This is a genomic window from Psychrobacter sp. Ps1 (assembly GCF_022129425.1).
GTDB lineage: Bacteria > Pseudomonadota > Gammaproteobacteria > Pseudomonadales > Moraxellaceae > Psychrobacter.
On sequence record NZ_JADQAN010000005.1, the window covers coordinates 67,399 to 93,137 of the forward strand.

A 25,739-nucleotide genomic window follows, 5' to 3' on the forward strand; every position below is an offset into this window, starting at 1 on the left:
AGTTAGTCTGGTTAACTACACTGAATCAGAGCAAAACTTAAGAATACAATAAAAAGGATATATTATGAGCTATGCCCATACCGAAGTTGCCCAAATCGCTGCTATTAGTAGCAATCGCTGTATTGGCAAAAACAATGAGCTACCGTGGCATATCTCAGCAGATTTGCAACATTTCAAAAGCATGACGACCAAAGAAAACGATAGCAAGATTCAAGGTATCGTGATTATGGGTCGTAAGACATTTGAGTCGATGGGTAGCAAACCATTACCAAAGCGTGTGAGCTTCATTGTCACGACACAGATGGGTTATGCTGAGACAAAAGGTCTCGCAGATAGCAGCAACGCCTATGTGGTACACAACCTAGACGATGCTCTGACACAAGCAGCTAGCCTAGCACATGGCGCGCATCTCGATACGATTTGGGTGATTGGCGGTGAGCGCGTATTTAGTGATGCTCTGATGTACACCGACCGTATTGAGCTGACTCATGTAGATACTGATATTGCAGACGGTGATGCATTTTATCCTGAGTTGCCAGAACGCTTTAAAGTAGCAGACGAATCTGAGCAAATGCACGATGAAAAAAGCGATTTAAACTTTAAATTTACCACTTATAAAGTAACAACTGATAAGCAGTAAAAGCCTATTAAAAAAGGGGCAGTCTTGGATAATTTTACTTATCCAAGACTGCCCCTTTTTCGTTTACTCTTCACAAAGTCTTATTTGTATACAATCAATAAAAACTGCTGCTTGATACTATCTAATCCATTACTCGTGCAATACTTTATAAACCGTTTTTGCGAGTACTGGTCCGATGCCTTGTACGCCTGCCAACTCTTGCTGTGAAGCACCAAGCAGCTGCTGCATACCACCAAAGTGATTGAGCAAGTCACGACGACGTTTCTCACCCAGTCCCGGTATCACCTCTAGCACTGATGATGAGCGACGCTTATCGCGTTTTTTACGGTGAGCGGTAATCGCAAAACGATGCGCCTCATCACGAATATGCATCAGCAAGTGCAATGCTTTGCTATCCATTGGCAGATCTAACGGCTCATGATCGATAAAGTGTAGTACTTCAAGCCCAGCCTTGCGCCCTTCCCCTTTTGCCACACTGATGAGCAAAGTATCGCCAAGAATACCCAATTCAGTCAATACTTCTTTGGCAATACCAAGCTGACCTTTACCACCATCAACCAATAGTAAGTCTGGCAATGGTTGTTTCTTGTAACGCCGAGTCAGCACTTGTTTCATCGCTGCATAGTCATCGCCGCCTTGGATATCATGGATAGCATACTGACGGTAATCGCGACGACGCGAGCCACCTTGGTCAAACACCACGCAGCTGCCAATGGTCGCTTCACCCATCGTATGTGAGATATCAAAACATTCAATGCGATCAATCGTCCGATCGGTGACAGTCGCCAATACGTCTTTTAGTGCGCCAAAGCGTGCATGCAGCTCTAAATAATCGCCAAGCTTGGTTTTTAATGCATTACTGGTATTCAATGTGGCTAAGTCCAGCCACTCTGAACGGTGTTCGCGTACATTGGTCTTGATGACTACTTTATTACCGAAATGCGTTGCCAATGCTTCACTCACTGCCACCTGATCTGGTATCTGATGGCTCAATATGATTTCGGCGGGCAAATCATCGGTCACTTGGAAATAGAATGACGTAATAAAGGCCGATAGGTTATCTGCTAACGACTCACTACTGTCCACATCTGGGAAGTAGTTTTTTCCGCCTAGTACACGGCCGCCACGTACCGTCAGCACATTCACACAGGTCATGCCAGCTTGACTGGCAATCGCAATCACATCTGCCTCACCTTGTACGGTATAAACCGCTTGCCTTGCTTGTACTTCACGTAACATAGACAGCTGATCGCGATAAAATACCGCTTTCTCAAAATCTAACGCTTCAGCTGACGCTTCCATCTTTTCAATCAGAGTCGTATGAATATCACTAGAGTCGCCTTTTAAAAAACGAATGGTATTATTTACATCTTCTGCGTACTCTTCTGGCGATACCAAACCGACACAGGGCGCACGACAACGTTTAATCTGATACTCAAGGCAAGGACGCTGACGCTGCTTAAAAAAGGTATTGGTACATTGACGCATTTGAAACATTTTTTGCATCAAGACCAACGTTTCTTTTGCCGCATGTGCAGAGGGAAACGGGCCAAAGAATCGACCTTTTTGATGATTGCCTTTGCCGCGACCATAAGCCAAGCGTGGATAAGGCTTATCGGCTGAGATAAACACATACAGATAGGATTTATCATCACGCAGCAGTACATTATAAGGTGGACGATGCTCTTTGATCAGATTCTGTTCAAGCAACAGCGCTTCGGTCTCACTACGCGTGATGATAGTCTCAATATTATGAATCCGCGCCACTAGCGCCCGTGTCTTTGGATGATCAATCGTTTTGGCAAAATAGCTATTTACTCGGCTTTTTAGCGACTTAGCTTTACCAACGTATAATATATCGCCGTTCTTACCCAGCATCTTATACACTCCTGGCAAGTTAGGAAGGCGTTTAATCAGATGCTTAAGACGGGCTTTTTTATCATCGACAGGACTCGATTCTGAGACATTAACCATAGAATTTATTGCTCTTGAAAATCTTAGTAATACTGCTAGTTATGGGGCGGGAGTCATTGTTTTACAAGCCAATTATTATCGCAGTGCTACCCATAAAAAAGCCAGCTTTCGCCGGCTTAGTTTGTTCTATTATCGTTTATGCAATAACCTACTACTAATGACGGAAGTTTGCCATCAGTGCTGGAATACCCGGCAGCATACCAACGATAGCCATCACGCCTGTCAGTACCACAAACATAATACCTGGTATGATCCAACGGCTCATTTTAGTCAAATTGGCACTACGTTCTTTAGAGCCAATTAAGCCTAAATTGTCGAGTAATAGCGTCAACGACCAACCGAAGGCTGGGTTAACCAATGCCGACGCAAATACCACAATCGCAGCAGACTGCGTAGTTTTACCTTCACGCGTCATCTCCATACCAGCTTCTAGTAATGGAATAAACACCCCAACGATCAAGGCCACACACATCACTGGTTGCCAGATGGCTAAATCCATTGGATAGCCCCAAACCCCTGCGATAATACAAAATAGAGCCGTCAATAAAGCACCGGCAGGAATTGGACGTTTAGCAATCGCCGCAGGAACAATATACGTTCCCCAAGATGACGCAAAGTTGGAGCCGCCCAATACAGAGCCGACTACCTGACGAAATGAAGCACTGGTCATGGTGTCATCAATATCCATAAGCACTTTTTCAGTACGCTTAGGATAGCTGATTTTTTGGAATACCTGATGGCCCAAGAAATCTGGCGACCACATTGCCACGGCCAAAATAGCAAATGGCAATACTACAATGAAGCTTTCAATCGTCGGCAGACCTAACATCCAACCTGTGTTTTCGCCCCACCAATACATTGGATTCATGTTTGGTAGACCTGGTGCTGTTTTGAACTCAAAAGGTGCGCCCAATGCAAATGCAAGACCACCACCTAACACACAGCTTAGCGGAACCGCGAGCCAGCGTTTTTGCCAATGCTCAAGCAATGCATACAGCAGGATAGTCGCCAGAATAATAAAGAAAGCGATATGTGACATGCCAATCCCTTCTGCCCAAGCAAAGAGATTTTTGACCTGTGATGTGGTACCGATAAAGCCCAAGTAAATCAAGAGGCCACCGCACACACCCTTACTGGTCAAATTAGCCAGCAAACTCCCCCCTTTACTAATTGCGAGGAGCAGACCAAAAGCACCGATAAGCAAACCAAAGGCCATCGGGTGCCCACCAGCTGCTACCACAATAGGAATCAGAGGAATAAGTGGGCCGTGAGTACCTGCAAGGTTGGCCGTCGGCAATAGAAAGCCCGAAAATAAGATAATAAAGAAAGAGACGATCAATAGCTCATAGCGCACGTTTTCTAAAACAAACGCATCACCTAAGCCGAGTGGACCTGCAAAGGTTGCTGCAATGGCGCCCACCATAACAACTTTACCGATGGTCGCGGCCATTGCTGGAATAGTATCTTCGTATTCAAAACGGTAATCACGGAATGGTAAATTAGGACGCCAGCGTTTCGGCTGCATGATTTGTAATTCATGGTTTAAATAAGCATCACGACTGTCGAAACTAGAACTGGGCTTATGCAAGTCTACATAACTGCCTTGTACTTGACTGTCGTGGTTTACGTTCGAGGTCGGCGTATTAGACCCTGAAGAGGGGGTCTGAGGGTTACTCATCACATTTCCTTGTGTCGATTACGTCTTTGATTGACTACACACGCTCTGCTCTAATGTCATAGACCAAAGCGCCTATTACAAACTGCGAACTATTGTATGCCAAGACTTGATGAAATGCGAATCTAAAACCATTTATAGATACTATGTATCTCATTATAATATATAAAATAAAGTTTCTATTTGAGACGAAACTGACCTTAATAGAAAACCATGAGGAAAAAACCTCTCTGTTATAGACTTTGAATTAGAATAAACGACTATTTTATTGATAATTGTTTACATCTAGGTAGATTTTTATCACATAGATGAATAGCAAAGATAGTTATAATAAATAACGATCGTTACTTGTAAGTGGGCATAAATATGTCATTTTGGTTACGCTTTAGAGCTAGCAGGCTGAGTATTTTTTAATTATGATAAATATTTTTTATCGATTTATTTCTCAGTGACACTGTGTAAAACCGCATTATTGATACAATCAAAAAATTGAGAAAAGGCAACAGGACAAGTTTATGAGCGTATTACCTACCAATCTTGAGACTTTGAAACGTCGTGCCAAGAAAAGCATCATGCCATTGCTGACACCGCATTTATTAAAGCTGCGCCTTAATACTTATGCACCATACATTGGCGCAGGTATCAAAATCGATCATATCAGTCTCGATCAGGGTTTGTGCGTGGTAAGCATGGGACTAAACACTCTGAACAAAAATATCGTCGGTACTCAATTTGGTGGTAGCTTATATTCAATGGTTGACCCTTTTTATATGCTCATGCTGATGCATCAACTGGGTAGCAATTATGTGGTGTGGGACAAAAGCTCACACATTGATTTTGTTGCGCCTGGCAATAGCAAAGTCACTGCACGCATGAAAATACCTAGCTCTGAAATTATTACTATTCAAGATCTAGCAAAAGAAGGCGAAGCGGTATTCCGTGAATATAAAGTCGATATCGTTGATGAGCAGCAAAAGCTCATTGCAACCGTTACCAAGACTTTATACATTAGACTGCGCAAATACAGTAAGTCCAAAGAGCAAGTCAACCGCATCGATACATTTGATGCTCAATAAACTTTAGCTTATAACTGGCACTGTCAGAGCTGATAAAACTCAAATTATTAATGCTATACATACAAAAACCCCAATCTAGCTTTCGCATAGATTGGGGTTTCGTCTTTTTTGGTATGGCCCGCTTATTTATAAATAAACCTATGAATAAGGGCTTGTATCTACTATTACCTTGTCTTGAGCCAATCCTAAAATTATAGGACTAATTCAAAACGGCAAACTTGTGCTTAGATACCAGGTGCAGTATCAACTGCATCAGGTACACCAGCGTCAGTTTTTTTCTGAGCTGGACGTGGCGCAAGTTTTTCGCGGATACGTGCTGATTTACCAGAACGCTCACGTAAGTAGTACAGTTTCGCACGGCGAACAGCACCGCGACGTTTCACTTCGATGCTATCGATGATTGGTGAATGCAACTGGAATGCACGCTCAACGCCAACGCCGCTTGAGATTTTACGTACGGTAAACGCTGAGTTTAAACCGCGGTTACGCTTAGCAATTACAACGCCTTCAAAAGCCTGTAAACGCTCACGCTCACCTTCACGTACTTTTACTTGTACCACAACGGTATCGCCGGGTGCAAAGCTTGGGCGCTCAAGCAATTGAGCGTTTTCGATGACCTGAACCAATGGATGCTTGTTGCTCATGAGAGTTATCTCCTCACATTAGATAATAGAGGCTTAACGCATATCACCTGTTTGTAATAATTAATCGCATCTCTTTATAGTGAGACACAACGTAAATGGGTTATAACCAACGGCCACTATGTGATGACTCGTTTTATTATTGCTCAAAACTCTGTTTCTTAACTGTTTATCAAAACTAGTAACAATAAAGTTAGATTTTAAAAATCTACTTTTTATCTGCTTTGGCCAATGCTTTCAACCACTTCGCTTGCTCTACCGTTGGGGTAAACGCTTGCCATAAGTCTGGACGACGCGTTTGCGTACGACTGACTTGCTGACTAAAACGCCACTTAGCGATATTGGCATGGTGACCTGAAAGTAATACCTCAGGAACCGCCATACCCGCAAACTCATGCGGCTTAGTATAGTGTGGACAGTCAAGCAAGCCATCGACAAAAGAGTCTTGCTCCGCTGACTTGTCATCACCCATGATATCGGGCAGACGACGTATCACACTATCCATCAGCACCATTGCTGGCAATTCGCCACCAGTCAACACATAATCACCTAACGATACTTCCATATCGACATATTGTGACAGTAAACGCTCGTCGATACCTTCATAACGACCGCATAATAAAATCATGCCATCGTAATCAGTCATATTGACTACGCTACTTTCACTAAGCGTCTGTCCTTGCGGTGACATATAAATCACCGGACAGTGCTCACTATCGACACGGCAACCATGCTGACTGGCACGCAATCGTGCATCCTCAATGGCTTTCGATAATGGCTTAGCCATCATCACCATCCCAGGACCACCCCCATAAGGGCGCTCATCAATACGGCGATAGTTATCGGTGGTATAATCACGTGGATTAATGCATTCAATCGTAACTTGCTCTTGAGTCACTGCTCGGCCCGTGATTCCAAATTCACGAATCGTGGCAAACATCTCAGGAAAAATACTAATTACGGCAAAATACATCTGATGTCTACTTGCGTTGAGGCTAAAACAATCGGTGTAAGTACTAATAACGTCTGACTAAAAAGCCAGAAATACTATTAGTAATCACTCGGCCATGCCACAAGCACTGTTTTTTCAGTCATATTGACTTCTATCACAGTTTGCTTATGCCATGGAATCAGGCGTTCTTCATTGTCTAAACTGTCTGAATTTGCCGTTACACGCATGATGTCATGGGCACCGGTTTCAAACATTTCAGTGATATTACCTAGATACTCATCCTGCTCGTTCATCACGCGCAGACTGACCAAATCCGACCAATAATATTCGTCTTCAGCTGTTTCAGGTAGGACGTTTTGTTCGACCCAAACGGTAACACCGTTCATAGTCTCAGCAACATTACGATCAGGAATCTGCTCAAATTGAGCCACAATTCCTGTTCCTTGCTCACGCCAAGCCTTCACAGTTAAAGGTTTCATGCCAGTGGCAGTTTTCATCCACCACGGCTTCATATCGAATATCGCTGTACGGTCATCCGTATCACTGAATACCCAAAGCCAGCCTTTAATGCCGTAAGGCTTCTTAAGCTGACCAATTTTCATAAGGGCACTAGCGTTTGGAACAGATGACATAGCAGCTAACCTAACAATGATTAAAACAGCAATTGTAAAAACAATTGCGTCAAAAGCGATAAACAGTTAATGGCGCACCCTGGTCAGACCAGTTACGCTATGTATTCTAAAGTCTACTGAGTCATATCATAGTTTTGCTATGAACGTCTCAGTAACAACCAAAACTTAAGCAGTTGCTTCAGTTTGAGCTGCAGACTTGTTGTAAGCTTTTGCTAATGAAGCAACGCGATCTGAAGGTTGTGCACCTTTTGCGATCCACGCATTGTACGCTTCCATGTTTAGGCGTACTGCTTCTTCAGACTCTTTAGCGAGTGGGTTAAAAAAGCCGATGTTTTCAATATAGCGACCGTCACGCGCGCGGCGTTGATCAGCAACAACTACTTGATAAAATGGGCGTTTCTTGGCACCGCCCCGTGCTAAACGAATAACAACCATGTGAATTCTCTCTTTCGCAGGTATACCAAAAAGGGCATAATTATATCACAGTCTTTATTTGTTGAAAACATAAACTGTGCATATTTAATTATTTATTAACAATAGCTTAAATGTCGACCTAAGTAAAATATAACTGGTAATAATGGCTTATTTTTAAAGTTTTTCTTTAGATTCTATAGATTACTATCGTTCTTTCTGAAAAATAGACAATTGCTAAATACATTTATCCTTAAGCTTAACTTTATACCTGTTCCAATAACTATCTGGCTCGCTCGTCGATTGCATACTGTATCAGTACTATTTATTGATTATGCTATTCTATGATATACCGCCATAAATTAACGCACATACTCGCCTTAAGACGACTATGTTTAGAAAACTACAGGCTATATCACACTAACTTTTATTTTACTCTGTTGGACACATATGATCTCTCCGAACCCAAAACCGCGTCGTAAAGGTTGGCTGCCACGCTCTTATTCCAACACTTGGCTAACGACCTTGATGGTTGCCTTTATCGTGCTTATCAGTGTGAGCTTGTCAATTTTGTTCTTTTGGCGCAGTCTGTATCTGCCAGAGTTAAAAAACCATGCACGCTATTTAACGAGTGAGTTGCAGCTGATTAATAGCGTTAATAAAGACTGGCAAGGTCGTCCCGAAGTACGCCAATGGATTTACCAGCACTCTCATGTCGTCGTGGTAAACAATCCGAGCGACTTTCCAGAAGTCGCTGACAAGCCATTCGTGAGCTTTTTTACTGACGTACTACAACGTGAAATCGGTGCGCAGCTTGGTCGCCCTGTAGAGGTTTATTTTAAATTTAAGCCCACACCGCAGCTATGGGTACAAGATAGCCGTGATGACAGTTTTTGGGTGCGTGAGCCTGTGGTTTACTATTCACAATATAGCCCGACATTACTGGTGCTATTTTTGATTGGACTGCCTATCCTATCATTACTCACGATTATTCTATTAGCCCGTCAATTAAATCGCCCGCTACGCTACCTACAGCGGGCAGCTACTAATTATATTCGTCTCGGTCATGCAACCACACTGCCAACTCAGAAAGGCCCCACAGAAATACGTCAAGTTAATATGGCGTTTAACCGACTGTTCACGACCTTGAATCAGGCACAAAAAGAGCGAACAATAATGCTTGCCGGTATCTCACATGATTTGCGGACGCCGTTGACACGTATGCGCTTAACTGCAGAGATGCTACCAGATGATTTTTTCCGTGAAGGGCTGATTTACGATATTGAGGATATGGATGCCATTTTGGAGCAGTTCATCTCTTTTATGAAAGACGGTTCTGATGAGCCAGTCAGCTTGACCAATCTAGATACCATATTTAACGAAATCATGGTGCAGTTTGCGCCCATGAAGTTTGTATATGAGTCAGAATGCGACAAGGTCGTTCCCGTACGTCCATTATCCATCAAGCGTCTGATTATCAACTTGGTCAACAATGCCAATCGTTATGGAAAGCCACCTATTTATTTATCGGCTACGGTTATACCGACATTTATCGAAACTATCGAAGACGAAGATACGGATGTGGTCAGCGAAAATGTGGTGAACAAAGAAGCTCAAGAACAACTAGTGATTTGTGTACGAGATTGCGGTGATGGCGTCGCCGACGATCAATTAGAGCGGATTATGCAACCGTTTGAACGTGGAGAGACGGCGCGGACTACTCAAGGTAGCGGACTAGGTCTTGCGATTGTTGATCGTATTGCACGATTACATCATGGTACTGTTGAAGCCATCAACCACCCTGAAGGTGGGCTACAAGTATGCGTACGTATTCCCCTACTCTCTAAAGTCGCTGGAGATACGACATTAGCGGCTGACGTAGACGAAGTATCTGAGGTAGACAGTACAGCGCCAAATTTAAAATAGTGATAAGACTTCAATCTGAATAAGCAAAGATATCAAAGCTAGTCTTTGCTACCAATAGCCGGCGGGATATACTCAGCACTGTTAGTAAAAGCTAATGGCTGGGTAATTTCAGCCTGAGTTGCTTGTAGTGTTTGGGTCGTTGACGGCTGTTTTAAGAACAAATAATAGCCTAGCGTAATCGCATTCAACACTACCAAGCCACCAAATAAATATGGCATCCTATGCCCTCCTATGACATTGTCCAACTGTCTTAAAAATAGCGACAAGTGCGTCACCTGGCTATAAAGCGCTATCGTGCTATACCATTAAAATGGCGCTGATTGTCTTTAGTATCATGACTAATAATTATGGCGTAGTCTGATGATTTAGTCTGATAGCTTGCTCTTATAGCTTAGCCCTATAACTTGGTTTAGTCTGACAACTTAGTATCGAAGTCGCGCTCGCTTTTCTCTTGCGTTAACTCATCAGCAGCAAGAATTTGCGTCAATGGTTTAATAGGCCATGTCATTACGAACCTTGCACCGCCTAATTCACGACTCTCATCTACCTTCATACTACCATTAAACCAAAAGGCAATACGCGATACAATAGACAAGCCTAGGCCATAGCCACCTGACGCGCGTGTACGGCTGTCATCTAAGCGTGAGAATGGAATGAATACTTTTTCGCGATCTGCTTCAGGAATACCATGTCCATCATCTTCGACACTGACGAAGGCATTGCCTTTTTTGACACCTGCACTAATGATAATGGTTGTTTCTGCATAGCGTAACGCATTACCTGCAAGGTTCTGAATCACACGGTGTAAGTAGCGTCTATCCGCAACTGCCGTTACTTTTGCATTCGGCAAACTGGTTACTATTTTGATAGGTTTACCTAGCGCATTGGTTTCGCGCTCGATCTGCTCTAACAGCTCTCTTAAGTTTACTGGTTCTAAATCTAACTTTGGTGACCCTTCCTCAAGCTTAGCATAGGTCAAGATCTCATCAATCAAACCATTAAGCGATTCAATATCTTCATCAATATAGTCACGCTGCATAAAACGTGAGTCTTCGTCATCCGTATCAGCAAGCATATCTACGGCAAATCGAATACGAGCCACTGGCGTACGAAGCTCATGTGAAACCGCTCGGGTAAGCTCTCGCTGTGATTCAATCAAACGCTTAATATGCGAGGTCATGGAATTAAAAGTTGCTGACAAACGTGCTATTTCATCTTGACCAATAACCTGTACTTGAATATCAAGGTTACCTTGACTGACCTCATTCACACCTACCTGAATCAATTGCAGCTTACGCTCAAGCGGGAAGATGAGCGCATATACACCTAAGCTAATTAGGAACATACTGATAAGAATCATACTAATAATTAAGTTAAGCGGGAACCAGTTAAATAACGGTATAGGCCCAATTAAAATTGCCATATCATTGATTTCAGAGGGTACTATTACCCTAATAGCAGAGTTACTCGTACTACTGTTAGTATCTTGCAGTGATATGACGACTTCGTCACGACGCAGACGAGCCATCTGATCTGAATCTAACTCAAGCGTATTAACTGCTTTAAACGCTAAAGGAAAAGAAAACTTTTTCTCCAATTCAGCCAAACGTGCGCGCTTGTCCGATAGTGTCATGTGATAAGACAAATCATCTAACAGAAATACCGCGATTGCCCGTACTTGCTGCTCGGTAACCTGTGAGATTCTCGCTGTTAATACACTCTTATTATCCGGCAAGCGATAATAAACATCTGCATATACAGGCTGGTTGAAATAACGTACAACGGTATTATCATTTTTAAAACGGCGTAGCTCACTGGCGCTAAAATCTACTTCGTCAATAGGCAAGACTTTAAAAGTAGTACCAAACAAACTACTCGCATCTGATAACCAATATTCACGCTCTTCTTCGCTATTTTGGTGAGAGATGCCTTCACTCACCAAATGGAACGCGCCCTTTGCCATATTTTCACGATAGGACTGGACACGTTCCTTATTAATGGTATCCATCAATAACTGCGCAAACAGTGCCACACACAAGCAGACTATAAGTAGCCCAGCATAGATACGAACAAAAATACTGTGTTTTAAAGAAGAGACTAATGACATACGTGCCGTGACCAACTTAATAAATAGAGATTGCCAATATCATCAAACATATAGGTAGTGCTATGTGTTTGACGATATCGAACATGATCGAATAGGAATAGACTTTAACTTTGACTTTTAACTACCGCATTTTAATTCATATGCAGCAATCATCCAAAGACTTATATGTATGACATATATTTAGTCAGCGTCTATAATAATGGGTTAATTAAACCACATAACACTGCGTTTAAGTTTAAAAATTAGAATTTAGCCACAAAAAAACCAGCATCGTTGCTGGTTTTTTCGAATAGTGATTAATAATTAATCAACCTATAGAAGCAACAATATTAGTTGCCTTCTTTTACGAATAGATAGCCTTTACTACGTACTGTCTTGATACGTTTTGGATTTTCTGGATCATCACCGATTTTTGGACGAATACGTGAGATACGTACGTCAATTGAACGATCTTGACCATCATACTCAATACCGCGTAGACGCTCAAAGATATCTTCGCGAGATAGAATACGACCTGCATTAGAAGCAAGCAACCATAGTAAATCATATTCAGCACTGGTGAAATCGACGAGCTCATCACCTAGATTAACTGAGCGACCACCGTTATCAATGACTAACTCACCAAACTCTAGACGTTGTGGCACATCTTCTGATGGTGCATTTTCTGAGCGGCGCAGTAACGCACGAATACGGGCAAGCAATACACGTGGCTGGGCAGGCTTGGCAACATAGTCGTCAGCACCCATCTCAAGACCCAATACCTGATCCATGTCTTCAGTACGTGCAGTCAACATCAAAATAGGATTTTGATAATGCGGACGCACTTCACGGCATACGGTCAAACCATCACTACCAGGTAGCATAACATCAAGTACAACCATATCTGGTTGCTCATTGACGATACGGCGAATAGCACGATTACCATCAGTTTCAATTGCCACTTCTAAACCATTCTTGACCAAGTAATCTTGAGTCAACATGGCCAGACGCTCATCATCTTCAACAATCAAGATTCGGGGGGTGTTGTCTTCTTCATTCGTTGTCATTGTTATATCCTCTAATACATCTAATTTAAAAGCAGTAAAAGTAAGAGCGGTAAAATTAATAGCACCATATAGTGGCACAATTGATGTTCGTATAGCTGTTACAAACTTGGTAGCACAGTATACTATTAAATTATCAGCTTCCTATACTATAGCTGATAGTCGGTAACAAAACCTATAAACTACCCCTATCAAAACTTTAGTTTGCGTCCAGAAATTACGTCAATTACTTCGTTACTACATCGCAATTTGTATTATCTATCGTTTGCTAATTATCCAAACCATCGAGCCAACATTATCACGTACAGTTACTGCTCGTTGCTTATAATACGTTATGTCTAATATAACCATATATTAACGTTGTCGCCAGTGTCTTTTTAAGAAAATTCCAATAGGCGATGATTCATTGATAATAAAAGATTTTTCCTGAGAATAGAGTGAACTGCCACAAATATTATCCAAGTGATAATCATGTGTATTCAATGCAGAACCGTTAATTTCATAATGAATAGGCATAAAAAAAACAGCCCATATAATGGACTGTCTTTTTATCATTATTTCTAGCGACAACTCTAAATTATTAGCTAGAGCTATCAGTAATAAATTACGCGCGGTTTTTGTACTTACGAATAGTCTGTAATTGTCCTACAGACTCTGCAAGTGAGGCCAAAGCCGCATTGGTTTGTAGCGTATCAGACTGGTTAACTAACATTTGCTCAGCTTTTTTACGTGCTTCGACGATTTTGCTTTCGTCAAGATTGTGTGCACGCATAGCTGTATCAGCCAATACCGTAACCATCTTAGGCTGTACTTCTAGTACACCACCTGAGACGTAAATTACTTCTTCTTCACCGTTTGGTGTTTGCACTCGCATTGCACCTGGCTTTAGCAAAGTAATAAGCGGTGTGTGACCTGGCAATACACCAATCTCGCCTTCGGTACCAGTAGCTATTAACATGCTAATTTCGCCTGAATACAACTCTTCACGAGCACTTACGACGCGACATTGTAACGTTGCCATACTTAATTCCTTACCATCAAAGCGCGATCAAAAAACAGTAAAACTGCGATGCGTTACTGAAGAGTAGATATAAGGTTTATATTATATCTACTCGTTAGCTTATGCTCATACAACTTACGCTGACTTAGACTTCATTTTTTCAGCTTTAGCGACTACTTCATCGATGCTACCAGCCATGTAGAACGCCTGCTCTGGTAGGTCATCGTATTCACCAGCGATGATTGCTTTAAAGCTAGCAATGGTATCGCGTAGTGGTACGTATTTACCAGGTGCACCAGTGAAGACTTCAGCTACGTGGAATGGCTGAGACAAGAAGCGCTGAATCTTACGAGCACGATAAACAACCAGTTTATCTTCTTCTGATAACTCATCCATACCCAAGATAGCGATGATGTCTTTAAGCTCTTTATAACGCTGTAGAACTTCCTGAACACCACGAGCAACATTGTAATGATCTTCGCCGATTACTTGTGGATCTAACTGACGCGACGTTGAATCGAGTGGATCAACCGCAGGATAGATACCTTGTGATGCGATATCACGGCTTAGTACAACTGTTGCATCCAAGTGAGCAAATGTTGTAGCAGGTGATGGATCGGTCAAATCATCCGCAGGTACGTATACCGCCTGAACTGAAGTAATAGAGCCTGACTGAGTTGACGTAATACGTTCTTGTAGTAAGCCCATCTCTTCAGCTAGTGTTGGCTGATAACCAACCGCTGACGGCATACGACCAAGTAGTGCTGATACTTCTGTACCCGCTAGTGTATAGCGGTAGATGTTATCAACAAACAATAGTACGTCACGACCTTTGCCAGTAACAGGATCTTTGGTATCACGGAAGTACTCAGCCATGGTCAGACCAGACAGTGCAACACGTAAACGGTTACCTGGTGGCTCATTCATCTGACCGTATACCATCGCTACTTTAGACTTACTGAAGTCTTCAGTGTTTACAACGCCAGCTTCCTGCATTTCGTGATAGAAATCGTTACCTTCACGAGTACGCTCACCAACACCAGCAAATACTGACAAACCTTCATGTTTTAGAGCGATGTTGTTAATCAGCTCCATCATGTTAACGGTTTTACCAACACCAGCACCGCCAAACAGACCAACTTTACCACCTTTAGCGAACGGGCAAAGTAGATCGATAACTTTAATACCAGTTTCTAGTAGCTCAGTGCTGTTTGACTGATCCGCGTAGCTTGGCGCTTCACGGTGGATAGACCATTTTTCGTCAGCAACAACAGGACCTTCTTCATCGATAGGACGACCAAGAACATCCATGATGCGACCTAGCGTACCAGTACCTACAGGCACAGAGATAGGTGCGCCAGTATTAGTAACAGGTAGGTTACGCTTTAAACCTTCGGTTGAACCCATTGCAATAGTACGTACAATACCGTCACCCAGCTGTTGCTGTACTTCTAGGGTAGTTTCGGTACCGTCTACTTGCAAGGCATCAAAAATTTGAGGAACTTCATTACGGTTGAACTCAACGTCAAGAACCGCGCCAATAATCTGTACAATACGACCGCTACTCATTGCGTTCTCCTTGAACTTCTATATATAGGTGTAGTCAATTATGAAACAGCAGCAGCACCGCCAACGATTTCCGAGATTTCTCGGGTAATCGCCGCTTGACGCAGCTTGTTATAAACCAACTGTAAATCGTTAATAAGGTCACCAGCATTATCTGTTGCCGCTTTCATCGCAACCATACGTGAAGACTGCTCAGAGGCAATATTTTCCATTACCGCTTGATAAACAATCGACTCGATATAGCGACCAAGCAATTCATCAATCAACGTCTTGATATCAGGCTCGTAGATATAATCCCAGCTAAGTTCTGTCTGTAGACCACTGTCTTCATCACCAAATGACTGCTCTGGTAGAGGAACCAACTGATTGACTGTTGGCTTCTGAGTCATCGCATTGACGAATCGGTTGTAGACCACATAGATACGGTCAATATTGCCGTTACTATAGTCTTCAAGCATTGCTTGAACCGGTGCATTTAATTGCTCAAACGTTGGTTTATCGCCATAGTCGGTCACAGCCGATGTGACTTTACCACCAAAGTTTTTGAAGAAACTCACACCTTTGGCACCGATGACTGCAAACTCAGCTTGTACTGACTGATCTTGATAATCTTGGATACTTTTAGTTAAAGCTTTGAATAGGTTAATATTCAAACCACCCGCTAGGCCACGGTCAGAGGTAATGACAATATAGCCAACCTTATTGACTGGACGCGATACCATATACGGATGTTTATAGTCTGATGAGGCATGCACCAAATGTGAAATAACCCGGCGCATACTATCAGCATACGGGCGACCCACGTCCATGCGCTCTTGCGCACGGCGCATTTTACTTGCCGCTACCATTTGCATAGCACGAGTAATTTTCTGGGTGCTTTTAATACTGGTGACTTTGGCACGTATCTCTTTTAAGCTTGCCATAATGATTCCAATATAAGAGGGTTAAAAAGCATTGGCGCATGCGACAATCGTTTGATATACAACATCAGTCCTACAGAATAACATTTTATATCTTGTGGCATTACGCGATCTAATACCGATAATGGTTAAAACAGTGGCGCAAATATCTAGTCAGACAACGCGCCACTTTATCAGCTCTAAGCTACAGTTATAACCAATTCGGCTTAACCCGTTAAATTAATAACTGTGATTTTGTTTAAAGGTCTCTAGAGATGACTTTAAACGACCTGCGATATCATCATTGTAGTTCGCAGTGTCATCAATCTCACGCATCAATTCACTTTGCTCATCATGCATATAACGTAGGTACGCTTCTTCGAAAGAACCAATCTTTTCGACAGGTACGTCAGCTAAGAAGCCTTCGTTTGAAGCATAGATAACGGCTGCTTGCTCAGAGATTGACATCGGCTGATACTGCTTCTGCTTCATCAATTCAGTCACACGCTCACCATGATCAAGCTGTTCGCGAGTTGCGTCATCAAGATCTGATGCGAACTGAGCAAATGCTGCTAGTTCACGATACTGAGCTAGAGCGGTACGAATACCACCAGATAGCTTTTTGATGATCTTAGTCTGAGCGGCACCACCAACACGAGATACCGAGATACCAGCGTTTACTGCTGGACGGATACCTGAGGCGAACAAGCTAGACTCTAGGAAGATCTGACCATCAGTGATCGAAATCACGTTAGTTGGTACGAATGCAGATACGTCACCAGCTTGTGTTTCAATGATTGGTAGAGCGGTTAAAGAACCAGTTTTACCTTTCACTTCACCGTTAGTGAACTTTTCTACATAATCAGCATTTACACGTGATGCACGCTCAAGTAGGCGTGAGTGTAAGTAGAATACGTCACCAGGATAAGCTTCACGACCTGGCGGACGACGTAATAGTAGTGAAATCTGACGATAAGCAACTGCTTGCTTTGATAAATCATCAAATACAATCAGTGCATCTTCGCCGCGGTCACGGAAGTATTCGCCCATCGTACAACCTGAGTACGGTGCGATATACTGAAGTGCTGCAGGCTCTGATGCTGAAGCAACCACAACAGTGGTATATTCTAGTGCGCCAGTTTGCTCAAGCTTACGTACTACGTTAGCGATAGTCGAACGTTTCTGTCCGATAGCTACGTATACACATTTAATGCCTGACGCTTTCTGTGCGATGATCGCATCGATAGCCATCGCTGTTTTACCAGTCTGACGGTCACCAATGATAAGCTCACGCTGACCACGACCGATTGGAATCATGGTATCAACGGCTTTATAACCAGTCATTACTGGTTGATCTACTGATTGACGGTCGATAACGCCTGGAGCGATTTTTTCGACTTTATCAGTCATTTTGGCATCGATAGGACCTTTGCCATCAATAGGATTACCCAAAGCATCAACAACACGGCCTAACAGCTCAGGACCTACTGGTACTTCAAGAATACGACCAGTACAATAGGCTTTTTGACCTTCTTGCAGCTTTAGGTAATCACCAAGTACTACCGCGCCAACAGAATCACGCTCTAAGTTTAGAGCCATTCCGTAGATTTCGCCTTCAAACTCAATCATTTCGCCGTACATGGCATCTTCAAGACCATGAATCTGCACGATACCGTCAGATACTTTGACAATCGTGCCTTCATTCTTTGCAGTTGCACCCGCATCAAGGTCTTGAATACGCTGCTTAATCAGGTTACTGATTTCCGCTGGATTCAATTGTTGCATTGCCTTGTTTCCTTTAATTTATGATAACCCGCCCACTGACTTAATTGCTCTTATAATCATACAGTCAATATTTGACTATATTGATGATTGGCATTAGGCAGTTAGCTGTGTTTTTAACTGTTGTAACTTGCCGCGCATCGAATCATCAATGACTTTGTCACCGACTTTGATTGTAGCGCCTGCCAATAGACTTGGATCAACTGATTCGTGAATCACTACACTAGCATTTAGCGAGGCAGCAAGACGCGTTTGTAGCGTTTGACGCTGTTCATCAGTCAATGGGTAGGCAGAGGTCACATATGCGTCAAGCTGCTTTAAGCTTATTGCCTTGTGACGGCGATAATGCTCATAAACTTCAGGAAGCAGCGCCAGACGCTCTTGTTCTGATAACTGTTTAACGAAGTTACTAAGTGCTACTGATACTTTTGGATAGCTTACGTTACTGTCAAGGCTAGTCCCTTGAGCTTCGCTTAATAACTGCTTGAAAGCAGAATCATTAGCGCTAGCTACTTGCGTATCATAAAGATCGACCAAAGCAGCTGACTTATGCTCAGCAGAAACAGCTGGATTGTCTAGCCAAGTACTGAACGACTTGTCATTGACAACAGTGCTAGCAACAAGTAAGAAGTTTTCCCACTCGTTGACTGCGCCGTTTTCGTTGGCATAGTCAAACGCGGCTTTAGCGTACGGTCGTGCTAAGGTTGATAAGTCAGCCATTATATCCTCACAATTACAGCTTCGCCGCCAGTTGGTCTAACATACTGGCATGTTTTTGCACATCGACTTTGTCTTGCAAAATCTTCTCTGCACCAAGTACAGCCAGTTCAGCAACTTGGGCACGTAATGACTCACGCGCTTGATTGATTTCTTGATCGATAGATGCTTGCGCTTGTTGACGAATGCGCTCGCCTTCCGCTTGGGCTTGCGATTTTGCATCTTCGACGAGCTGATTGGCACTCTTGTTCGCTTGCTCGATTAGAGCGGCAGCCTTGGTCTTTGCAAGATCAAGTTCCTGCTGGACATTTTGCTCCGCGGTCGCCAAATCTGCTTTTGCTTTTTCTGCGGCATTCAGACCTTCAGCAATTTTACGCTGACGCTCATTGATGGCACCGATAAGTGGTGGCCACACGAATTTCATGCAAAAAATCACAAATATTGCAAAAGCAATGGCTTGACCGACGAGGGTAAAATTGATATTCACGTGATCACCTCTTTGTTAATGAAAAATCAGTTTCATTGATCATGTTTGGTAGTCAAATCTTGACTATATTTGATAGAAAGTCTCCGAATACCAAACATTTACAACTGAGCTTTCGGATTAACCTGCTAGAGGGTTAGCGAACAACAATAGCATAGCAATACCAACACCGATCATCGGAATAGCATCAAGAAGACCTGCTACGATGAACATACGAGTTTGCAATTGTGAGCCAAGCTCTGGTTGACGCGCAACGCCTTCTAAGAATTTTCCACCTAGAATAGCAAAACCAATACCTGTGCCAAGTGCGCCAAGACCGATAAGTAGTGCTACTGCGATAACTGTGTAACCACCTAATACTGGATCCATTGATGTATCCTCATTTACCTATTGAATGTCTAATTAATGTTCAGTTGATGATGCAAGCGACATATAAACTATCGTCAGCATCATGAATACGAACGCTTGAAGTGTAATAACTAAGATGTGGAAGATAGCCCACGGTACCGATAAAGCCCATTGAATCCAAAACGGCATTAGAGCAATCAGTATGAAAATCAATTCCCCAGCATACATGTTGCCGAACAGACGCAAACCAAGTGATACAGGTTTGGCTATTAGAGTAACTGCTTCTAGGATGAAGTTGATGGGAATCAAAATCGCTTGTACGATTGGGTTTTTGGCGCCAAACGGATGTAGTGTTAACTCACCGATAAAGCCGCCCAAACCTTTTTCTTTAATGCTATAAAAGATAATCAGTGCAAAGACAGAGAACGACATGCCAAGCGTGATGTTAGGATCAGTCGTTGGAACAATCTTAAAGAAAACATGATGTGGATCATGGCCCATAGCGGCACCGATTTGCCCAGCAATACCTGGAATGAAATCAACAGGTATCAAATCCATCAAGTTCATCAAAAAGATCCAGACAAAAATGGTCAACGCCAATGGCGCAATCAGTTTTGATGTACCACTGTATGAATCGCGAACGTTGTTATCAACAAACTCAACGATCATCTCAACTGCTGCCTGAGTTTTTCCAGGCACGCCTGAAGTGACTTTTTTGGCAACCATCCAAAAGACGGCGCAAAATAAGATACCTAGACCAATCGACCATAGCATAGAATCAAGATGGATAGCGTTAAAGCCCATTGCCCCTGCTTCTTCAGCAGTATGAGCAACTTTCCAACCTTCGCCCGGCAGATAGCCATACGTCCAATTCGTTAAGTGGTGAGAGATATATTCTGATGATGTTTGCTCGGATGCCATAATGTAAGCTTCTTATTAATCAACGATTTAATCAACTACCAAAAATATGGTTGTCATCTGATGAGGTGTAGTATTGATATCTATCTTGCTATTAAGCAGACAAATAAACCGTACTAAATCACTCATGTAACCAACAACATCCAACCCATAGTTCTATTACTAATATGCAGTATTTGATAGCGTGAGATAAATTTTAGCTATCAAAAAAGGGCTTATGATAACTCAGTAATAGCCCTTGCATTTTTATACGCAAAATTATTATATATGTGCTTGCTCACTGACCGTTTTTTACGATCGGCACTTAATGTAGCGCTTATAAGCAAAATATTTAGCCGCCTATATTAATGCAGCGTTGTATTCGTGTAAAGTCAATTGTGATTTTTTTATCCACTGTATGAATAAGTTAGCCACCAGTTTTACTTGCTAATATAGCCACTAACCATAATTAGATATCAATACTCTAATTATCAGCGATACAGATAGTTGAATAACCCCTACCCTCTCACTGCATACTACGTCTAACATTGAGACTCATAGTGCGGTCTTTACAATCACTGGTGCTATCCTAAGACAGCGTTGTGCTTCGACTTTTCGAACTAGTCATAGAGAAGCTGGACGGCAGGGTGACTTGCCAGTACTATTAATAAACCATCTGTTTAGCGATCATTTATTAGCGCTAGCGTATATGCCACAACATCCAACTGTGACTAATTTGCATTACCATAAAACCGATAAACAGCGCTGGCGCAGATAGGGGTTGTACGGTAATAAAAATTAGTGCAAAACCAAACACGGTCAATAACCATTTTGACATTTGACCCCGATATAGCTGGCTAACGATGTGTTGGCGCGCGCGATATCCGGTGTACCAAAAAATAAAAAACGCAAATACTGCTTGAGTGATAAAACTTAGTAGCGCACCAATTGCAGCACTTTTTGCTATCGTAAGCTCACTATGTAACCAAATAGTATCTACTATCCAAGCAATGATAATAAGGATAAATAGTATCCATGCTTGTCGTTTAATATAGATGCCAATCTTGTCTTTTTGCGTGCGTTTGGCAGGCTTGGTCATCGGTATTCCTATAGCCCTTACAGCATTGGGACAATATATCATACTTATGATAATTTTATCCGTGAATGACTTACTCTACAGGCATTACCTTTCGGCCAAAATAAAACGCTACTTATTATAGGTAGAGCGTAACTATTAAGCAAGTAAAATATGACTTTTATCAGTCACCTAACGCATTTTGCTAAGATTATTATATTATTTGGTCTGTAATAAATGCTTGAAGCGAAGCTATACAACCAACTCAAACAATCCTAGCAAATTGCTGTTTTTGGCTACATTACGAGATACATTGATATATCTGTTTGGCCATACTCTGCCAACCGCTGATAAAGTCATCGCTACTACTCATATCTTCTGGCTGTACCGTACTCTTCACTGGTTGTAACTTCGCAAGTAAGCCTTTTGCTGGCTCACTTGGACTGACTAAACACATTTGCTTAGTTGGGCGTTGCTCATTCAACCAACGGAGTTGGCTTGCTTTTGGCGATAGATGATGATCCACGCTAAGGCTACCAACGAGCGTCAAATTTAGACTATCTTCGATATATTGATACGCATCATGATAAGCCCAATAAGGTCGTGTTTTTGAGGCACTCTGAATAGAGCTTTGCTCAAATGCAGTAACTTCTTTGTCTAGTTGCTGTGCAAATTTTTTCGCGTTGGCTTGATACAAGTCTTTATACTGTGGATTTGCATGACTATGAATCACAGCCAATGCACGGGTAATGGCTTTGGCATTTTCAGGATCTAACCAAATATGTGGATCTAGTGTACCCGCGATAGCGGCGCCCTTTACATCACGTAATGGATGACGATTGAATGCATCGAACTCAAATAAAGCAATGGCATTTGGGGCTGTTTTTAAGCTCGCTGCTAGATTGTTTTCTAGCGGCTCACCGAACCATACGACGAACTTACTGTCTTTGATTGCTTTGATATCACCTGGGCTGATACTACCATGATGTCCCACCTCCCCCGCTTGCAATAGTCGATTCGCTGATGGCGCGCCTTCTGTTACTGCTTCACTTAACAAGAATAGCGGATAATTACTAACACTGACCGTTGCAGCTTGTGCATTCAGTGTGAAAGACCCTAGGACTATCAATCCTGTCATTAGCAAGCGCTGTAATGTGATAAGCGAACGTACGGAGTAAGTAAAAACAGCGTTCATAGTAAGCTCTTTTATTGTTAGATAGCATTGTTGGATAACGAACGTATGAGTAATAGTGTCTTGCCCCACTCCTGTAAAAAGGGTAGATATACAAGACTACTATAAGTAAATTAACTCATTTCTTATAGTAGTATGTTATACTATAACAATAAAAAACGCTATCATAAAAAACGTCATGCGATTACCATGCTATTTTTAGGAGCTTGTACCATGTCTATTACTTCATCGATCTGCGAACATTTGCATGATGTGCAAGATCTGACTCCGCATGATGTTCATGAACGCTTAGCAGCAGCTAAAGAGCATTGCCGTGTAAATGGCGCGCGCTTTACGCCTTTGCGTCAGCAGATATACCAATTAGTCTTGGAGGCAGATCAGCCCGTTGGCGCTTATGACCTAATCACTCAGTTGCAGCAAATGCGGTTGTCTATACCTAATGATAGTAATATTCAAAAAGTAGCGAGTTCACCAACAGTGTCGGTAGAAACTAAGATAACCAAAAAACGCACGCCGAAAAATGTCGCGCCGCCAACGGTTTATCGCAGTTTAGAATTTTTGCTAAGTGAAGGGTTGATTCATCAATTAACCTCTATTAATGCTTATGTTCCTTGCTGTCATCCTCGCGCCCAGCATACAGCCGCATTTTTGATCTGCGATCAGTGTCAACGGGTGCAAGAATGCAGCAGCCTGCCCGTTCAGGAAATGATGAGCTTTGCCGAGCAAGATGTGGGGTTTGTGGTTGAGCGTAGCGTCATTGAGCTTAGCGGTCGTTGCCAAGCTTGTCAGTAAGGCTACTGTGGTTCGTGTAAACGTTTTAAGCATGATTCGTCGATTGTCTATTTAACTATGCGTTGTCATATTATGAATATCTCTACCCTACCTTCTAATCAGTTAAATACTACTGTTGCGAATAGCAGTACTGTGAGTAATGCTGACAAATTATTGAGCTTAAACAATATCAGTTACCATATTGGGCCTCAACGCCTGCTCTCTCACATCGATATTGACATTGCTGTTAATGAGACGGTCAGTCTTATCGGTCCCAATGGCGCTGGTAAATCAACACTAGTCAAACTCATCTTAGGTTTGATTGAGTCAACTGATGGCTCTATGACAGCACATAAGCCGCTACAGCTTGGTTATGTACCGCAGCGATTTGCTGTGCCACCGATATTACCACTGCGTGTCTGCGACTTGTTGGGGCAAGCAGATAAAAAACGTTTAACCTCTGAGCAGCGACAGTTTATCTTTGATAACTTATCATTAACGCATTTACTGTCACGGCAGATGTTGCATTTATCAGGTGGTGAGACGCAGCGCGTGTTGCTAGCTAGAGCGCTACTAGACAAACCTAACTTGCTTATTTTAGATGAGCCGATGCAAGGTCTCGATCCCGATACTGAAGTTTGGCTATATCAGTTCATTGATGAGCTGCCTGATTTCTTACGTTGCGCCATGCTAGTGGTGTCTCATGATTTGCACTGGGTCATGAAAGGCAGCCGCCGCGTCATTTGTTTGAATAAGCATATTTGCTGTGAAGGACAACCAAGCGAGCTAGCTATTAGTACTGAGTTTCAAAAGCTATTTGGTCATCATTATGAGCAGCCATACGTGCATCAGCCCCATGCCTGTGAACACCATGCACCAAGCAAGCTATAGCGTCAGTAATCAAGGCTCAAAATCGCCAAAATCCAGCTCATTAAAGCCAAAACTATTAAACATATAAATAATACGGCTTTACTCTTTTATAAAAAATTTTACGGACATTCATTATGACTGCTTGGTTAGCCATCATTGCGCCTGCTTGGATCGCTGGCAGTATATTAGCGTTATTATCAGCGCCGTTAGGTTGCTTGGTATTGTGGCGGCGCATGGCGTTTTTCGCCGATGCCTTAGCTCATGGCACGTTGCTAGGTGTGGCTTTGGCTGTGTGGTGGCAATTGCCAATGGGTATCGGCATTGCATTAGTCAGTGTCATGGTCGTACTGGGCCTGGTCTTGATTGATGATGAGCGTCTGCCAGTGGATGCTGTACTGGCAGTCGTTTCGGTATCGCTCTTATGCCTAGGCTTGCTGGCTTTGACCCAATTGACTGACCAACAGGCCAATGTGCTCGGGTTTTTATTCGGTAACTTGTTGGATCTTGATTGGGCAGATTTGCCTTTACTTGCTGGTAGCGTACTAGCTGGCTTGGGACTGCTTATTTACATTTGGCCTGCGCAAATCAAGCTGGCAACGCATGAAGCATTGGCACGTATTCAAGGTATCAACCCAACACGGCAACGGCTGTTTTTTATGGGTGTACTGGCAGGGTTTTGTGCGATTGCTCTACAGGCAGTTGGCAGTCTATTAATCAGCGGATTATTAGTGCTACCTGCACTGACCGCACGTCTATGGTCGGCATCGCCAAAACAAATGGTGATTATAGCGTTGATAATCGCTCAACTGGGTGTGACACTTGGTGTGTGGGGCAGTATTTGGCTAGATATTCAGACAGGTCTTTCTATCGTCTTGATATTAGCTGCTTTATTTTTTACTGCACTCATTTTTTCGAAGTTAATAAAGATGAAACTTTAGTTAGCGTCGCTGTAAATACGTTATAATAAATAAAACGTGACTGTTTTTCGCTATCTTTTTGTTCGACTTTATTTTATTAATATAATGAATACTTTAGTTCGATAATACTATAAGGTGGCTCTA

Annotated in this window: 25 protein-coding genes; 6 read left to right on the forward strand and 19 right to left on the reverse strand. The window is 42.5% G+C overall.

From position 1 onward, the window contains the following. Positions 1-64 precede the first annotated feature (64 nt). On the forward strand, positions 65-640 hold the full coding sequence (locus tag I3249_RS03615; RefSeq protein ID WP_238068632.1) for a dihydrofolate reductase: 576 nt from the start codon (positions 65-67) through the stop codon (positions 638-640). A gap of 129 nt (positions 641-769) precedes the next feature. Here the strand turns inward: I3249_RS03615 and uvrC are convergent, their stop codons facing one another. Further along, positions 770-2,614 (reverse strand): excinuclease ABC subunit UvrC, encoded by a 1,845-nt coding sequence (uvrC, locus tag I3249_RS03620; protein WP_114701789.1) that lies wholly within the window; start codon positions 2,612-2,614, stop codon positions 770-772. 154 nt (positions 2,615-2,768) lie between these two features. Next, entirely contained in the window at positions 2,769-4,292 is a 1,524-nt protein-coding gene (locus tag I3249_RS03625; RefSeq protein WP_238068634.1) for a DUF3360 family protein, read from the reverse strand. 512 nt (positions 4,293-4,804) lie between these two features. On the opposite strand from I3249_RS03625, the gene I3249_RS03630 reads away from it, so the two are divergent. Further along, positions 4,805-5,365 (forward strand): DUF4442 domain-containing protein, encoded by a 561-nt coding sequence (locus I3249_RS03630; RefSeq protein ID WP_238068636.1) that lies wholly within the window; start codon positions 4,805-4,807, stop codon positions 5,363-5,365. Between the two features lie 224 nt (positions 5,366-5,589). On the opposite strand, the gene rplS is transcribed toward I3249_RS03630, so the two are convergent. From rplS to rpsP, 4 genes are all read right to left on the reverse strand, one after another. Then, positions 5,590-6,009: a 50S ribosomal protein L19 gene (gene rplS, locus I3249_RS03635; protein ID WP_165598205.1), complete on the reverse strand. Its 420-nt coding sequence runs from the start codon at positions 6,007-6,009 to the stop codon at positions 5,590-5,592. Positions 6,010-6,214: 205 nt separating this feature from the next. Further along, positions 6,215-6,979 (reverse strand): tRNA (guanosine(37)-N1)-methyltransferase TrmD, encoded by a 765-nt coding sequence (gene trmD / locus I3249_RS03640; RefSeq protein WP_238068637.1) that lies wholly within the window; start codon positions 6,977-6,979, stop codon positions 6,215-6,217. 77 nt (positions 6,980-7,056) lie between these two features. Then, positions 7,057-7,590 (reverse strand): ribosome maturation factor RimM, encoded by a 534-nt coding sequence (gene rimM, locus I3249_RS03645; RefSeq protein WP_101205950.1) that lies wholly within the window; start codon positions 7,588-7,590, stop codon positions 7,057-7,059. Between the two features lie 165 nt (positions 7,591-7,755). Beyond that, complete coding sequence (gene rpsP, locus I3249_RS03650; protein ID WP_021812802.1) at positions 7,756-8,025, reverse strand: 30S ribosomal protein S16; 270 nt, start codon at positions 8,023-8,025, stop codon at positions 7,756-7,758. 426 nt (positions 8,026-8,451) lie between these two features. Here rpsP and I3249_RS03655 point away from each other — a divergent pair, with 426 nt between their 5' ends. Next, entirely contained in the window at positions 8,452-9,927 is a 1,476-nt protein-coding gene (locus I3249_RS03655) for an ATP-binding protein (protein WP_238068638.1), read from the forward strand. Between the two features lie 38 nt (positions 9,928-9,965). On the opposite strand, the gene I3249_RS03660 is transcribed toward I3249_RS03655, so the two are convergent. From I3249_RS03660 to I3249_RS03720, 13 genes are all read right to left on the reverse strand, one after another. Then, positions 9,966-10,145 (reverse strand): hypothetical protein, encoded by a 180-nt coding sequence (locus tag I3249_RS03660; protein ID WP_238068639.1) that lies wholly within the window; start codon positions 10,143-10,145, stop codon positions 9,966-9,968. 191 nt (positions 10,146-10,336) lie between these two features. Continuing rightward, complete coding sequence (locus I3249_RS03665; protein WP_238068640.1) at positions 10,337-12,034, reverse strand: ATP-binding protein; 1,698 nt, start codon at positions 12,032-12,034, stop codon at positions 10,337-10,339. A gap of 329 nt (positions 12,035-12,363) precedes the next feature. Then, positions 12,364-13,080 carry a response regulator gene (locus tag I3249_RS03670; RefSeq protein ID WP_057761994.1) on the reverse strand — a complete coding sequence of 239 codons (717 nt, stop codon included), beginning with the start codon at positions 13,078-13,080 and terminating at the stop codon, positions 12,364-12,366. Positions 13,081-13,681: 601 nt separating this feature from the next. Continuing rightward, on the reverse strand, positions 13,682-14,098 hold the full coding sequence (locus I3249_RS03675) for a F0F1 ATP synthase subunit epsilon (protein WP_057761996.1): 417 nt from the start codon (positions 14,096-14,098) through the stop codon (positions 13,682-13,684). Between the two features lie 114 nt (positions 14,099-14,212). Beyond that, the gene (gene atpD / locus I3249_RS03680; protein ID WP_057761998.1) at positions 14,213-15,646 is read right to left on the reverse strand and encodes a F0F1 ATP synthase subunit beta; all 1,434 of its coding nucleotides are present in this window, start codon (positions 15,644-15,646) and stop codon (positions 14,213-14,215) included. Positions 15,647-15,684: 38 nt separating this feature from the next. Continuing rightward, a complete protein-coding gene (gene atpG / locus I3249_RS03685) occupies positions 15,685-16,566 on the reverse strand; it encodes a F0F1 ATP synthase subunit gamma (RefSeq protein ID WP_238068641.1) in 882 nt (293 codons plus the stop codon). Positions 16,567-16,782: 216 nt separating this feature from the next. Next, positions 16,783-18,327 carry a F0F1 ATP synthase subunit alpha gene (gene atpA, locus I3249_RS03690; RefSeq protein ID WP_057762002.1) on the reverse strand — a complete coding sequence of 515 codons (1,545 nt, stop codon included), beginning with the start codon at positions 18,325-18,327 and terminating at the stop codon, positions 16,783-16,785. 93 nt (positions 18,328-18,420) lie between these two features. Then, a complete protein-coding gene (locus tag I3249_RS03695; protein ID WP_057762004.1) occupies positions 18,421-19,044 on the reverse strand; it encodes a F0F1 ATP synthase subunit delta in 624 nt (207 codons plus the stop codon). Between the two features lie 13 nt (positions 19,045-19,057). After that, positions 19,058-19,528 (reverse strand): F0F1 ATP synthase subunit B, encoded by a 471-nt coding sequence (locus I3249_RS03700; protein ID WP_101205956.1) that lies wholly within the window; start codon positions 19,526-19,528, stop codon positions 19,058-19,060. A 117-nt stretch (positions 19,529-19,645) separates the two neighbouring features. Further along, positions 19,646-19,894: a F0F1 ATP synthase subunit C gene (atpE, locus tag I3249_RS03705; RefSeq protein ID WP_010197960.1), complete on the reverse strand. Its 249-nt coding sequence runs from the start codon at positions 19,892-19,894 to the stop codon at positions 19,646-19,648. A 33-nt stretch (positions 19,895-19,927) separates the two neighbouring features. Then, complete coding sequence (gene atpB / locus I3249_RS03710) at positions 19,928-20,794, reverse strand: F0F1 ATP synthase subunit A (RefSeq protein WP_101205957.1); 867 nt, start codon at positions 20,792-20,794, stop codon at positions 19,928-19,930. A gap of 676 nt (positions 20,795-21,470) precedes the next feature. Next, on the reverse strand, positions 21,471-21,869 hold the full coding sequence (locus I3249_RS03715) for an ATP synthase subunit I (RefSeq protein WP_102093133.1): 399 nt from the start codon (positions 21,867-21,869) through the stop codon (positions 21,471-21,473). Between the two features lie 277 nt (positions 21,870-22,146). After that, on the reverse strand, positions 22,147-23,040 hold the full coding sequence (locus I3249_RS03720) for a zinc ABC transporter substrate-binding protein (protein WP_238068642.1): 894 nt from the start codon (positions 23,038-23,040) through the stop codon (positions 22,147-22,149). 210 nt (positions 23,041-23,250) lie between these two features. On the opposite strand from I3249_RS03720, the gene I3249_RS03725 reads away from it, so the two are divergent. The 3 genes from I3249_RS03725 (at position 23,251) to I3249_RS03735 (ending at position 25,616) form a co-directional block, all read left to right on the forward strand. Next, positions 23,251-23,829: a transcriptional repressor gene (locus tag I3249_RS03725; protein WP_238068644.1), complete on the forward strand. Its 579-nt coding sequence runs from the start codon at positions 23,251-23,253 to the stop codon at positions 23,827-23,829. Between the two features lie 72 nt (positions 23,830-23,901). Next, the gene (locus I3249_RS03730; RefSeq protein WP_238068648.1) at positions 23,902-24,699 is read left to right on the forward strand and encodes a metal ABC transporter ATP-binding protein; all 798 of its coding nucleotides are present in this window, start codon (positions 23,902-23,904) and stop codon (positions 24,697-24,699) included. A gap of 113 nt (positions 24,700-24,812) precedes the next feature. Next, complete coding sequence (locus I3249_RS03735; protein WP_238068649.1) at positions 24,813-25,616, forward strand: metal ABC transporter permease; 804 nt, start codon at positions 24,813-24,815, stop codon at positions 25,614-25,616. Positions 25,617-25,739 lie beyond the last annotated feature (123 nt).

What these genes read in the sequence shown, in the direction of transcription:
- I3249_RS03720 (WP_238068642.1), bottom strand. Translation starts at nt 23,040, where the DNA reads ATGAACGCTGTTTTTACTTACTCCGTACGTTCGCTTATCACATTACAG.
- trmD (WP_238068637.1), bottom strand. Translation starts at nt 6,979, where the DNA reads ATGTATTTTGCCGTAATTAGTATTTTTCCTGAGATGTTTGCCACGATT.
- I3249_RS03670 (WP_057761994.1), bottom strand. Translation starts at nt 13,080, where the DNA reads ATGACAACGAATGAAGAAGACAACACCCCCCGAATCTTGATTGTTGAA.
- rpsP (WP_021812802.1), bottom strand. Translation starts at nt 8,025, where the DNA reads ATGGTTGTTATTCGTTTAGCACGGGGCGGTGCCAAGAAACGCCCATTT.
- atpA (WP_057762002.1), bottom strand. Translation starts at nt 18,327, where the DNA reads ATGCAACAATTGAATCCAGCGGAAATCAGTAACCTGATTAAGCAGCGT.
- I3249_RS03735 (WP_238068649.1), top strand. Translation starts at nt 24,813, where the DNA reads ATGACTGCTTGGTTAGCCATCATTGCGCCTGCTTGGATCGCTGGCAGT.
- rplS (WP_165598205.1), bottom strand. Translation starts at nt 6,009, where the DNA reads ATGAGCAACAAGCATCCATTGGTTCAGGTCATCGAAAACGCTCAATTG.
- I3249_RS03695 (WP_057762004.1), bottom strand. Translation starts at nt 19,044, where the DNA reads ATGGCTGACTTATCAACCTTAGCACGACCGTACGCTAAAGCCGCGTTT.
- I3249_RS03665 (WP_238068640.1), bottom strand. Translation starts at nt 12,034, where the DNA reads ATGTCATTAGTCTCTTCTTTAAAACACAGTATTTTTGTTCGTATCTAT.
- I3249_RS03715 (WP_102093133.1), bottom strand. Translation starts at nt 21,869, where the DNA reads ATGACCAAGCCTGCCAAACGCACGCAAAAAGACAAGATTGGCATCTAT.
- I3249_RS03630 (WP_238068636.1), top strand. Translation starts at nt 4,805, where the DNA reads ATGAGCGTATTACCTACCAATCTTGAGACTTTGAAACGTCGTGCCAAG.
- atpE (WP_010197960.1), bottom strand. Translation starts at nt 19,894, where the DNA reads ATGGATCCAGTATTAGGTGGTTACACAGTTATCGCAGTAGCACTACTT.
- I3249_RS03615 (WP_238068632.1), top strand. Translation starts at nt 65, where the DNA reads ATGAGCTATGCCCATACCGAAGTTGCCCAAATCGCTGCTATTAGTAGC.
- atpD (WP_057761998.1), bottom strand. Translation starts at nt 15,646, where the DNA reads ATGAGTAGCGGTCGTATTGTACAGATTATTGGCGCGGTTCTTGACGTT.
- I3249_RS03675 (WP_057761996.1), bottom strand. Translation starts at nt 14,098, where the DNA reads ATGGCAACGTTACAATGTCGCGTCGTAAGTGCTCGTGAAGAGTTGTAT.
- atpB (WP_101205957.1), bottom strand. Translation starts at nt 20,794, where the DNA reads ATGGCATCCGAGCAAACATCATCAGAATATATCTCTCACCACTTAACG.
- atpG (WP_238068641.1), bottom strand. Translation starts at nt 16,566, where the DNA reads ATGGCAAGCTTAAAAGAGATACGTGCCAAAGTCACCAGTATTAAAAGC.
- I3249_RS03660 (WP_238068639.1), bottom strand. Translation starts at nt 10,145, where the DNA reads ATGCCATATTTATTTGGTGGCTTGGTAGTGTTGAATGCGATTACGCTA.
- I3249_RS03730 (WP_238068648.1), top strand. Translation starts at nt 23,902, where the DNA reads ATGAATATCTCTACCCTACCTTCTAATCAGTTAAATACTACTGTTGCG.
- I3249_RS03725 (WP_238068644.1), top strand. Translation starts at nt 23,251, where the DNA reads ATGTCTATTACTTCATCGATCTGCGAACATTTGCATGATGTGCAAGAT.
- I3249_RS03655 (WP_238068638.1), top strand. Translation starts at nt 8,452, where the DNA reads ATGATCTCTCCGAACCCAAAACCGCGTCGTAAAGGTTGGCTGCCACGC.
- I3249_RS03625 (WP_238068634.1), bottom strand. Translation starts at nt 4,292, where the DNA reads ATGAGTAACCCTCAGACCCCCTCTTCAGGGTCTAATACGCCGACCTCG.
- rimM (WP_101205950.1), bottom strand. Translation starts at nt 7,590, where the DNA reads ATGTCATCTGTTCCAAACGCTAGTGCCCTTATGAAAATTGGTCAGCTT.
- uvrC (WP_114701789.1), bottom strand. Translation starts at nt 2,614, where the DNA reads ATGGTTAATGTCTCAGAATCGAGTCCTGTCGATGATAAAAAAGCCCGT.